The sequence below is a fragment of the Streptomyces sp. NPDC052052 genome (assembly GCF_040680455.1).
In the GTDB taxonomy this organism is placed as follows: domain Bacteria; phylum Actinomycetota; class Actinomycetes; order Streptomycetales; family Streptomycetaceae; genus Streptomyces.
In genome coordinates this window covers 123,314-134,538 of the sequence record NZ_JBFAWU010000022.1, presented here as the reverse complement: position 1 = coordinate 134,538, position 11,225 = coordinate 123,314, and the positions used below count along the sequence as shown (strand labels likewise).

The 11,225-nt window shown below is 68.7% G+C and carries 12 protein-coding genes; 2 read left to right on the top strand and 10 right to left on the bottom strand.

The annotated features are described in order from the left end of the window. Positions 1–182 precede the first annotated feature (182 nt). Positions 183–743, top strand: a complete 561-nt coding sequence (locus AB0L71_RS25110; protein ID WP_365246977.1) for a GNAT family N-acetyltransferase — start codon at positions 183–185, stop codon at positions 741–743. Between the two features lie 69 nt (positions 744–812). Here AB0L71_RS25110 and AB0L71_RS25105 read toward each other — a convergent pair whose 3' ends face one another. The 10 genes from AB0L71_RS25105 to AB0L71_RS25060 all read right to left on the bottom strand — a co-directional run bounded on the left by AB0L71_RS25105 (position 813) and on the right by AB0L71_RS25060 (position 10,512). Then, positions 813–998 (bottom strand): hypothetical protein, encoded by a 186-nt coding sequence (locus AB0L71_RS25105; protein WP_365246975.1) that lies wholly within the window; start codon positions 996–998, stop codon positions 813–815. Between the two features lie 33 nt (positions 999–1,031). After that, positions 1,032–2,594: a type IV secretory system conjugative DNA transfer family protein gene (locus tag AB0L71_RS25100; RefSeq protein WP_365246973.1), complete on the bottom strand. Its 1,563-nt coding sequence runs from the start codon at positions 2,592–2,594 to the stop codon at positions 1,032–1,034. A 1-nt stretch (position 2,595) separates the two neighbouring features. After that, the gene (locus AB0L71_RS25095) at positions 2,596–4,014 is read right to left on the bottom strand and encodes an ATP-binding protein (protein WP_365246971.1); all 1,419 of its coding nucleotides are present in this window, start codon (positions 4,012–4,014) and stop codon (positions 2,596–2,598) included. A gap of 85 nt (positions 4,015–4,099) precedes the next feature. After that, positions 4,100–5,650: an SCO6880 family protein gene (locus AB0L71_RS25090; protein WP_365246969.1), complete on the bottom strand. Its 1,551-nt coding sequence runs from the start codon at positions 5,648–5,650 to the stop codon at positions 4,100–4,102. Continuing rightward, a complete protein-coding gene (locus tag AB0L71_RS25085; protein WP_365246967.1) occupies positions 5,647–6,993 on the bottom strand; it encodes a hypothetical protein in 1,347 nt (448 codons plus the stop codon). The genes AB0L71_RS25090 and AB0L71_RS25085 overlap by 4 nt, the downstream gene beginning before the upstream one ends. Then, on the bottom strand, positions 6,983–7,855 hold the full coding sequence (locus tag AB0L71_RS25080) for a hypothetical protein (RefSeq protein WP_365246965.1): 873 nt from the start codon (positions 7,853–7,855) through the stop codon (positions 6,983–6,985). Before AB0L71_RS25080 ends, AB0L71_RS25085 begins: the two co-directional genes overlap by 11 nt. A gap of 180 nt (positions 7,856–8,035) precedes the next feature. Continuing rightward, positions 8,036–8,344, bottom strand: coding sequence for a hypothetical protein (locus AB0L71_RS25075; protein ID WP_018101695.1), 309 nt, complete (start codon positions 8,342–8,344; stop codon positions 8,036–8,038). Positions 8,345–8,647: 303 nt separating this feature from the next. Beyond that, a complete protein-coding gene (locus tag AB0L71_RS25070; protein ID WP_365246963.1) occupies positions 8,648–9,274 on the bottom strand; it encodes a DUF402 domain-containing protein in 627 nt (208 codons plus the stop codon). 183 nt (positions 9,275–9,457) lie between these two features. Further along, positions 9,458–9,649 carry a DUF397 domain-containing protein gene (locus tag AB0L71_RS25065; RefSeq protein WP_365246961.1) on the bottom strand — a complete coding sequence of 64 codons (192 nt, stop codon included), beginning with the start codon at positions 9,647–9,649 and terminating at the stop codon, positions 9,458–9,460. Positions 9,650–9,660: 11 nt separating this feature from the next. Then, positions 9,661–10,512, bottom strand: coding sequence for a helix-turn-helix transcriptional regulator (locus AB0L71_RS25060; protein WP_365246959.1), 852 nt, complete (start codon positions 10,510–10,512; stop codon positions 9,661–9,663). Positions 10,513–10,708: 196 nt separating this feature from the next. On the opposite strand from AB0L71_RS25060, the gene AB0L71_RS25055 reads away from it, so the two are divergent. Continuing rightward, positions 10,709–11,152 (top strand): ATP-binding protein, encoded by a 444-nt coding sequence (locus AB0L71_RS25055; protein WP_365246957.1) that lies wholly within the window; start codon positions 10,709–10,711, stop codon positions 11,150–11,152. Positions 11,153–11,225 lie beyond the last annotated feature (73 nt).

Genomic DNA, 11,225 nt, shown 5'->3' with positions numbered 1-11,225 from the left:
GGTACTGCAGGGGGGACCCTGTGGGAGAGTAGGACGCCGCCGAACTTCTTTTACGGGAAGCCCCGTGCCCTTGTGGCACGGGGCTTTTCTGCGTTTACGACCTTTTCGGGTCGGGCCGAGGTCGGCGCGGGGGCCGGGAATGTTGGTTGCACGGCTCGGGGGGCCGCGGGCAGGATCGGCGGATGGAACATGTGATTCGAGCCGTGCGTGCCGATGAATGGCGCCTGGTCAAGGAGTTGCGGCTGGCTGCCCTGCAGGACCCGGTGGCGCCGATTGCCTTTCTGGAGACACACGAGCAGGGTGTGGCCCAGTCCGATGCGTTCTGGCAGGAGCGGGCGCTCGGTGCGTCGGAGGCCGGCAGTGGTGAAGTGCGGCAGTTCGTTGCGATCGCGGCCGACGGTCGGTGGGACGGCAGCGTCACCGTGCTGATCGAGCGGCCGGACGTCAAGGCGCGGTTCGGGGACGGGGCCCAGGTCCATCAGGCCCATGTGGTCGGCGTGTTCGTGCGGCCCGAGGCGCGGGGCGAGGGGCTGGCCGAGGAACTCTTCCGGGCCGGGATGGACTGGGCCTGGTCGCTGGAGGAGCCGCGGATCGAGCGGGTGCGGCTGTATGTGCACCAGGACAACGAGAGGGCTGCGGCGGTCTATCGGCGGATCGGCTTCGTGGCCACCGGGCAGTCGGTGCCGATGCCCGGCGATCCGTCTGCCCGGGATCTCGAGTACGCGGTGGAGCGGGCGCTGTAGCCGCGGGGCGTCGGGAGCCCGGGTGCGGAGGACGCTTGCTTCTGGCAGAGCCCGCTTCGTGTAAGCGATCTACCCGGAGGCCAGTGGGCCACTCTGCTGGGCGCGGGCAAGGCGCCGTCGACTCTCGCCGCCGCCCTGCTGGCCGATGCTGATGCCACGTTCGATGACGCCCTTGCCTGGGCGAGCCGGCTCGGTCTCGACACCGAGGACGCGGTCCGTGTCACGGGCAGCCTCCAGGTCGTCGGCGGGTGACATACGGCTGTCCCGGGAGAAGGCCCGGGACGGTCCTCAGCGTGAGCCGGTGAGGTCCTGGGACCAGCGGGCGCGGGCCTGTTCGCGGGAGCGGAGGAGGGCCAGGGTCGGCAGGCCCTGAGCCTCGCCGGCCGAGAGGAGCTCCGGGAGCCGGGGCAGGGGTGCCACCGCGGCGACGTCATCGAGGACGAGTGTCAGTGGTGGGTCGAGCCGGCCGTCGGGTGACCGTGCGGCCCTGCGGCGGCCGTGCTCGACCACGTGCGAGGCGAGTGCCGTGAGCAGGGGCATCGCTCCGGGGTTCGAGCGAGGATCCTCGATCGGTTCACCCACCACATACAGCGTGCCCCCCTCGTCCGCGAACGAATCCAGCGTGAGCGAATCGGCGCGGTGGGGTGTGCAGGCCTCACGGACGTGGACCGAGGAGAGTGCCGAGAGCGCGCGTACGGTCAACGCCTGGGCCATCTCGCGGCGTTCGGGGTGGCCGGTGAGCGCGGACTCCAGCACGCCGGCGAGACCGGAGGACGCCTTGGGGTGGGTGCGCAGGAGGCGTACTGGCTCGTGGGCGCTGCCGCCGAGGGCCCAGCGGTGGACCTGACGGAACGGGCGGCCGTCGATGGCGGCGGCGTGCAGCCAGCACTTCAGGAGCGTCTCCGCGGTGTCGGCCGTCATCGCGTCGATGCGGGCCTGCGGCCGGACCGGGGCGAGGAGTGCGATCGCGCGGGCCGCGGCCGTGTCGGGGTCTTCGCAGCCGGATGTGGGGGACCAGTGGAGACGGGCCGGGGTGTCGCAGAGATGGTCTGGGTCGTAGACGAGGACCGGGCCGAGCTTGGCGCGGGCGTCCTTCGTGTCGGCCCAGACGGTCGGGTCGGAGGTGACGACGAGCGCGGGACCGTCGGCCTCCTCGATCGCCCGGACGACGGTGGGTCGGCGGGTGGCGGCCGGTCCGTACACCACGAGCGGGGTGCAGGGCGAGGGGAGTACGGGCGGGATCAGCTCCGGCGGTGTCTGCTCCGCGAGCGCGGGTGCGGGCACAGGGATGGGTGCGGGCACGTCGGCGGGTTCCGGGGCAGGGGCATGCTCCAGGGCGTGAGCATGCTCCGGGGCAGGCGTGGTCGGTACTGGAGTCGGCCGGGGTACTGCTCCGGTCCGGGGTGGGTTCTGGGGCTCGGGCCGGAGCTCCTGCTGCTGGGGCGGTACGGTCCCGTCCTGGTGCGCGGACCGTTCGTGCCGCTGACGTGCCCGTACGGCTCGCCAGCGGGCCACCACGCCCAGGACGAACACCGTCAGCACCATCAGTATCATCAGCTCGCCTATGAACAGGCCCCAGAACAGGCCGTATCCGGAGAGCTGATCCGCCGGGCTGTGTGGCCAGGCACCCGGGAGGTCGTGCGGTGTGGTGATGAGCTGACGCATGGCCAGCGGGGTTTCAGCGAGGGTGACTCCTTCCGGCCAGGCGCCGTGCGCGAGCAGTCCGGCCAGGCCGGTGGCCGTCCACGCCAGGAGGGTCAGCCCGAGCAGGAAGACCAGCAGGCCGACCAGCAGACCGTCCGGGATGCCTCCGCCCCCGGTGTCGGTACGTTCCTCGCCGCGCCCTGCCATGTCATGCCACCGTTGACTCGGACGACTCGTTCAGTCGTTGCTGGTGCTCGATCCGTGCCGCGCGCTGTTCCGCCTCCAGGTCGGCGGCGCGTACGTCCTCCGGGAGGTGGTCGGCCGCGGAGGACTCGGTCATCGCGCGGTCGGTGAAGACCAGGGGGCGTTCCGCCTCGGTGATGAGGTGTTTGACCACCTGGACGTTGCCGTTGACGTCCCAGACCGCGATGCCGGGGGTGAGGGTCGGGATGATCTCGACCGCCCAACGGGGCAGGCCGAGCACGCGTCCGGTCGCTCGGGCCTCGTCGGCCTTCTGGGCGTAGATCGTGCGGGTCGAGGCCATCTTGAGGATCGCGGCGGCCTCGCGGGCCGCCGCGCCGTCGACGACGTCGCTGAGGTGGTGCACCACGGCCACGAACGACAGGCCCAGCCGTCGCCCGAATTTCAGCAGACGCTGGAAGAGCTGGGCCACGAAGGGCGAGTTGATGATGTGCCAGGCCTCCTCGACCAGGAAGATGCGTTTCTTCCGGTCGGGCCTGATCCAGGTGTGTTCCAGCCAGACACCGACGATGGCCATCAGGATCGGCATCGCGATCGAGTTCCGGTCGATGTGGGAGAGGTCGAAGACGATCAGCGGGGCGTCGAGGTCGATGCCGGCGCTCGTCGGACCGTCGAACATGCCGCGCAGGTCACCGTCGACCAGGCGGTCCAGGACGAGGGCGACGTCCAGGCCCCAGGCCCGTACGTCGTCTATGTCGACGTTCATCGCCTCGGCGGACTCGGGCTCCGGGTGGCGCAGTTGGTCGACGATGTCAGTCAGGACCGGCTGCCGGTCGGTGATCGTCTCGTTGACGTAGGCGTGGGCGACCTTGAGCGCGAAGCCCGACCGTTCGTCCAGGCCGTGTCCCATCGCGACTTCGATGATCGTGCGGAGGAGGGCGAGCTGGCCGGTCGTGGTGATCGTGGGGTCGAGGGGGTTGAGCCGGATGCCGCCGTTGAGCGCGGAGGTCGGGTCGAGGCGGATCGGGGTGAGGCCGAGCTGCTGGGCGATGAGGTTCCACTCGCCGACGCCGTCCTCGCCCTGGGCGTCCAGGACGACGACCTGGCGGTCGCGGAAGCGGAGCTGGCGGAGCACGTACGTCTTCTCCAGCGCGGACTTGCCGTTGCCGGACTCGCCGAGCACCAGCCAGTGCGGGGCGGGCAGCTGCTGTCCGTACAGCTGGAAGGGGTCGTAGATGTAGCCCTTGCCGGAGTACACCTCACGGCCGATGATCACGCCGGAGTCGCCGAGGCCGGGGGCCGCGGTGGGCAGGTAGACGGCCTGGGCCTGGCCGGTCGACGTACGGACCGGCAGCCTTGTCGTCTCCACCTTTCCGAAGAGGAAGGTGGTGAAGGCGTCCGACAGTGCGGACAGCGGATCCCGCATGGCGTGACCGACCTCCCTCTCGTCTCTCTCGGTTCTCTCGGTGCTCTGGGTGTGCTTGGTGCTGGGTGCTCTGGGTTCGTTGCGGTCAGTGGCGGATGCCGGTGGCGAACGGCAGGGTGTTCACGAAGGCACGGTGGTGCTCGCGGTCGCACCATTCCAGCTTGAGGTACGACTTTCCGGCCGAGGCGCGGATCGTCCGCTTGTCGCGGGCGAGGGCTTCCGGTGATCTTGAAGACACGGTGATGTACCCCACCAGGTTCACTCCGGCCGCGCCGCTCGCGAGATCTTCACCCCGCTGGTCGAGTCGGCCGTGCGCGGCGATGTCGCGTGGGTCGACGGTGCGGTTCATCTTGGCCTGACGGCTCGCTTCCGCCTCGTCGTTGGTCTTCTCGGTCAGCATCCGCTCGATGGCGATCTCGGTGGGTTCGAGGTCCATGCAGACGGCGACGGTACGGATCACATCGGGCGTGTGGACGAGGAGCGGGGCCAGGAAGTTGACGCCGACGGGCGTCATCGGCCATTCCTTCACCCAGGCCGTGGAGTGGCACCAGGGCGCGCGGGTGGCCGACTCGCGGGTCTTGGCCTGGAGAAACGTCGGCTCGACCGCGTCCAGTTCGGCCGGCCAGGCGTTGCGCTTGGTCATGGCCTGGATGTGGTCGATGGGGTGGTCGGGGTCGTACATGGAGTGCACGAGGGAGGCGAGCCGGCTCTGGCCGAGCGGCTGGCGCACCCGGATGTCGGCCTCGGCGAGGCGGGCGCAGATGTCGGTGAGCTCGCGGGCCATGACGACGGCGAGGCCGGCGTCCCGGTCCAGCTTGCGGCCGGATCCGGGGCGGGCGGCACGGGCCATGGCGTTGGCCTCGGCGGCCAGCTCGCGGTTGTAGTGCATGCAGGCGACGAGATAGGCGCGGTGCTGCTCGCTGGAGGTGGAGACCATCGACTGGAGCTGGTCGTACGAATCCTGCAGCCAGCGCGGAGAGGCCGTGTCGCCGCGCTGGGCGACGTCCTTGGCGTGGGCGTCGGGGTCGGCGGGGAGGGTGCGGGCCAGCATCTGAATGCGGGTCACGAACCCGTCACCGTTGGCGACATGCTTGAGCAGGGTGCCGAACCGATCGACCAGGGCTTCCTGGTCCTCGCTGTCGCGCAGTCCGACGCCGGGCCCCTCGATCTCGATCGCGGCGGTGACGGTGCGGCGGTCGGCGTGCAGGAGTACGGCGATCTCGTCCGGTCCGAAGGGGGCCGCGAGCCAGCTGATCCGGCCGATGCCGGGAGGCGGCCCGATCTCGACCTCGCGCCCGTCGGCGCGGACGCCCGCCTCCATGGCGGCGGAGCGGTAGGTCGTACCGCGGCGCAGGGTGCGCTTGTAGCTGCGGTTGATCTCGAACCAGCGGTAGAAGGTGCGGTGCTTGTACGGGACGTACACGATCGCGAGGGCGAGCAGGGGGAAGCCCGCGAGCAGCACGATCCGAGGGGCCAGGTAGGGGACGAGCAGCCCGCTCATCATGCCGAAGAACGCGCCGACGATGATCAGCGCGATCTCGCCGGTCTCGCGGTTCTTGCCGACGATCGCGTTCGGCCGGGCCCGGCCGATGAGATACGTACGGCGGGGCGTGATCGTGTGGGCCTGAGTCGTCAACGCCCTCCACCTCCGGTGCTGTTGTTACCTGAACTGCCTGACCCGCCGCCCCGGGGGGAGCGGCTGCCGTGGGGGGTGCCGGAGGTCGGCCCCGATCCGCTGCGCGGCGACGGTGTGACGGAGCCGCTGTTGCGGGAGCTGTGTGCGGCGATGCCGCCGCTGGCCGGGTTGGCGGGCCGTGCGCCGCCTCCGCCGCTGCTGTCACCGCTGTTCTGGCCGCTGCGGCTGCTGTGGGTCTTGATGCCCTGGGAGACGAGTGCGGCGGGAGAGCTGATCAGTGCGGCGGCCTGGGATCCGTCGGTGGCCTGCTTGCGGTTGGTGCGGGCGCCCTGGATCTCGTCGCCGAAGCCGGGGACGAACCGGTAGATCATCGCGGAGGCGAAGATCGCGAGAAGGATGATGGCCAGGCCGGACACGACGGAGGAGAACGCGTTCGGCCCGTCGTCCCCGGAGAGTGCGCCGGCCAGCCCCAGGACGATGACGATGACCGGCTTCACCATGATCACCGCGATCATGATGCCCGCCCAGCGGCGCACATGGCCCCACATGTTCTTGTCGACGAGCCCCGCGTAGACGACGGTGCCGAGGAGGGCGCCCACGTAGAGCAGAGCGGCCCGGATGACGAGTTCCAGGTAGAGGATGCCCGCGGCGAGGATCGAGACGAGCGAGACGACGATCAGCATGATCGGTCCGCCGCCGATGTCGGAGTTCTTCTTGAGCGCTTCGGCGAACGACCCGAAGAAGAGGTCGGCCTTGTTTCCTGTGGCCGAGGCGATCACGTCACTGACGCCGTCGGTGGCGGACACCACCACGTAGAGGATGAGCGGCGTGAAGGCGGAGGCGATGACGGTCAGCCAGAGGAACCCGACGGCTTCGGAGATCGCGGTGGTGAGCGGGACGCCACGGATGGCGCGCTTGGCGACGGCGAACAGCCACAGGACGAGCGTGAGCACGGCGGAGGCCGCGAACACGACCCCGTACTGCTGCAGGAAGGCCGTGTTGGTGAAGTCGACGTTCGCGGTCTCCTTCACGGCCTCGCTGAGCTTGTCGACGGTCCATGCGGCGGCGTCGGCGCAGCCGCGGGCGAGGGAGGACAGGGGGTCGAGGGAGTCGTCGACGGTGGTGGAGGTGCCGGAGCGGGAGGAGCCTGCGTCGCCTTTTTCGCAGTAGTCCCTGGCGAGCCCGACGATGAGGTCGCAGGCATTGTCGCTCTTGCTGGGGGAGGGAGTGGGCGACGGAGAGGGTTCCGCAGCGGCTTGTGAGGCCAACGCGATCACCGTGACTGGCAGGCTGCTCAGAAGCATCGCCAGGGATCGCGCACGTGGACGGAGGTTACCGGGCATAGGTGAAGCCTCCGTACTCCTCAACTGCGCCAGCGATGTCATCTGCGGTAGATGCTCTGTTGTCACCGTTGACGGGTGTGGGGCCCTCCGTCTGGCTCGACGACTCGATCTTCCAGTCGCCCTCGATCCACTTGAGATTTTCCGAGATGGTGAACCACGTCGCGGTCACGGGCTTGGTTGAACCCTGTCCGGCCATACCGACAAGACCTGTGCACCAGACCTCGACAGTGGCTGTGTCATCCCTCTGTTCGACTACTTTGGCGCCAACCGGGACAGTGCGAGAGACGAAGGTCAGGCCGCTGGGAGCGGTGCCGTTCTCGTTGAGGCCGACGTTCTCAAGGAAACCTGGTGAGTAGGCCTTCGTCAGAGCAGCCAGGAGGCTCTCCACGACGGCCGGGTCGTGCGTGGCTTGAACGATGCTTCGGCGGGTTTCTGCCCTGAACATGCCGACAGATCCCAGCGCCACAGCGAAGTTGGACGCCGCGCTCTGCGCCCCCTGCTCGTCATGGGCGAACCCCGAAGGGATCGAACCGTTCTTCCCCGTCACCGGCTTCGTCCCCGTGGCCGCCGTGGACGACGCGTCCGGTTTGCTTCCGGCACTCCCCGAACCGCCCCCGTTGCCGTCCTTGTCTCCTCCGCCCATGTTCGCGAACGCGATGGCCGCGATCAGGAGGACGACCACGCCGACCACCGTGACGAGGGAGCGGGGGCCGCGGGCGGGGCGGCGGGGGGTGCCGTAGCCGTCGCCGCCCTCGCCGTCCGGGAAGCGGGTACGGGTCTGGCGCGTACCGCCGATGGTGCTGTATCCATCGTCCATACGAGCTGAACCGCTGCCGTAGCCGTTCTCGTCGCCGAGACTCATGCCGCGTGCGCCCCCTCAACCGTTTCCTGGACCGGGTAGTACGACGGTAGCCGTGCGGGTTCCCGCGCGGAGGCGGTGTGGTGACTCGACATCAGGGAGACGCAACCTCTGCCGGTGGGCACGACGGGCGGATGGTGTGGACGGTGGGCAGAACAGCCCCTGGCGTGGGACGACGGTCGGTCAGACGGCCATTCCGTAGACGATGGTGAACAAGGTGCCCAGTGATCCAATGATGAACACACCGGTCAGACCGGCAACGATCAGCCCCTTGCCCTGTTCCGCGCTGAAGGTGTCGCGCAGTGCCGTGGCGCCGATGCGCTGCTTCGCCGCGCCCCAGACCGCGATGCCGAGGCAGAGCAGGATCGCGATGGCCATCACGACCTCGATCATCACGCGTGCCTCGTTGCCCAGGGTCCCGAACGGCCCCCAGTTCGGGGCGATTCCGCCGATGATGGTGGTGATGTCACCCTTTTCAGCTGCCAGGATCATGTAAGTCACCGCCCCTGTTGGGTAGTTCGTTGCCCCTGTCACTCGACATGGGTCGCTCTCTATCTTCGCTGATGAAAGTGGTCTCGTACGACGGCTGGCGGGTCTCTTTACCTGAATCTCGTACGTCTGTCCGGCTCGACCGCTCTGACCTGCGGATCGAATCGATGTGTGACTGAATACGTATGGTTACTCTGTGTATCACGGAGAGTGACCCCGGGCAATGACTGCCATTGCGCCACCCTGGCCGAGATCATCTTCTGCGGAGGCAGCCCCGTACGGAACCGGCTCGGAGCAGCCGTCGGGTCAGAGCAGGGGGTGGCGTGGGACGGGCGGTCGGGGCGGCCGGGTCCAGGTCCGGGGTGGCCGGAAATCGCACCAGGTGCCGTCGAAGGGAAAAGTTCCGGCCTCGGCGAGCCGTGCGACCGAGGCGCCCTCCCGGCGGATGGCCGATGCTTCGTCGGCCGACCAGTAGGCCGGGTCCCCTGTCTTTTCGGCGAAGGACTGCTCGTCCTTCCATGACCAGCTCCGGTCCGGCGCCACGTTGATGTCGAGTTCGTGGTCGCTGATGTCGATGTCGTCGCCGTGGTGGATCCGGTGCTCCAGATTGACGTACCAGCCGCGGAACTTCTGCCTGCGGCCGAAGAGCCAGAGCACCGAATGGGCGGCGCCGGCCGGCTGGTAGAAGAGGGCGCTGCCCATCGGCCACCGGTCCGCGACCACGGGGAAGCCCTCGGCGGGGCGCTTGTGCGGGGCGATGTCCCGCAGGTGGGCGCCGCGCGGAAGCTCCGTACGCCACATCGGTGTGCCGGTCTCCATCCATACCAGCTGGCCCGCCTCGGTGCGTTCGACGAGGCGTACGGGGACCGAGGCGCTCAGGTGTCCGCCGATGAAGAAGTTCCAGCGGAGTATTCGGCCCGGGACGTCATCCATGGGGCCGATCATGCCCACGGCGAGGCGCACGGACACGCGCCCGGACAGGGGGACAGGCGTTCTGGAACCGGTGCGGAGGGGGTGGTCGTTTCCGGGGTTTCCGGAGGGGTGATCGGTGCGCCACTGGCGTCGATGCGCGGGGGCGCCTGCCTTCGGTCGAGGCGGGTGGGGGCGGCTGCGATGTCAGTCGGAGGTGCGGCTCTCCTTGAGGGCGCGTACGAGGGCGGTCCAGGCGGTGGGGGTGGTGTGGAGTATCGCTCCGGTGGGGTCGCTGCTCTCGGTGAGGTCGACGAGGCCAGGGGTGGGGGCGGCGACGTGTATGCAGGACTCGCCCTCGCCACAGTACGAGGACTTCTGCCACAGGTGATTCGGCAACTCGGATCCCTTCACAGGCTCTGGGCGATGGTGTGTATCAGGTCGCGCGACTCGGGAACATCCAGGGCGAGAGTCTCCAGGCGATCCAGGATCTGCCGGTATTTGTGGAGTTGGGCCTCGGAGTCCAGGAAGACGATGCCGTGTGCCTGATCCAACTGAACGGTGTCCAACTGCGGTACGGGTCCGCGGACGTAGTAGATGGGCTGACCAGACCCTGGATATCCGCCCGCCTTGAACGGGATCACTCGGATCGTGATGTGCTCTCGCTCGCTCATGGTCAGCAGGTGCGTCAGCTGTCCTTTGGTCACGGCGGGCCCGCCGAACCTCATGCACAGGGCGGCTTCGTGGATGATCGCCCTGTAAGGGGCCGGGTTTTCTCGGAAGATGACGTGCTGACGCTTGATGCGGAAAGAAAGCCGGTGCTCGACCTCGGGAGGTGGAAGGGTCGGAACGACCTGGCGGAAGACCTCGCGTGCGTGGTCCGTGGTCTGGAGCAGACCGGGCAGTCCGGCTGTGTGCGAGGTGCGCAGTGCGGTTCCGTGATGCTCCAGCTCTGCCAGGTCCAGCAAGCTGGTGGAGAGTACTTCCCGGTACTCCTCCCACCAGCCTCGCTTGCGCTCGCCGGTCATGCCGGCCAGGGCGTTGATCAACTCCGCATCCGAGCAGTCGTAGTGGCAGGACAGGGTGCGCACTCGCTCGGCGCTGACCCCATAACGGCCGGCTTCGATATTGCTGATACGCGCCTGATTGCCGCCGAGGAGCCTGGCAGCCTCGGTGGCAGTGATCCCTGCGCGCTCGCGCAGCTTGCGGAGTTCGGCCCCCAGTCGCTGGCGGCGGGCTGTCGGTGTGGTGCTGGACGGCATCACGCGCTCCCCGGATCGGTCACCCACACGAGGGTATCTGCCCTGCATTTCATGAACTTCATGGAATGCATTCCATGTTGAGTCCTAGTCTGTGGCTCAGGCCACCCGCCCGGAAGTACCCCGCTCGACGGAGCGGTCTCGTCACCGGGCAACCGGAAACGCATGATCCAACTTCCCTCCGTGAACGGAGACTTCCATGGTCAGTGACACGGTATCCCCGCCCTGGACGTACACCCTCCAACTCCCGCAGGATCCCCGCGCGCCCGGTGTGGCCCGCTCCACCCTCCGCACCGTTCTGCGCGTCCACGGAATGTGTGAACTCACCGAGATCGCCGAGCTGTTGGCGAGCGAACTGGTCACCAACGCCTATCAGCACTCCTCGGGTCCGTACGCCCTGCGTCTGCGCGACGCCGGGCGCAGCCGTATCCGGTTGAGCGTCTGGGACACCGACCCGCACATCCCCGCCCCCTTCCGCTGGACCCCCGAAGCCCCCGCGGAACTTGCCGAGCGCGGGCGGGGGTTGTACCTGGTCACCCTCTACGCGGAGAGCTGGGGCGCCTACCCCATGCGCAGCGGACTGCCGGGTCAGGGCGGGAAGCTGCTCTGGGTGGAGTGCGCGGCGAAGGAGGCGGAGGCGTGAGGCCCGCCGTGGTGAGGGATCTGCTCCGGGTCACGGCGCCGGGGCCGGGGCGGTGGGTGTGCGGGCCATGGCG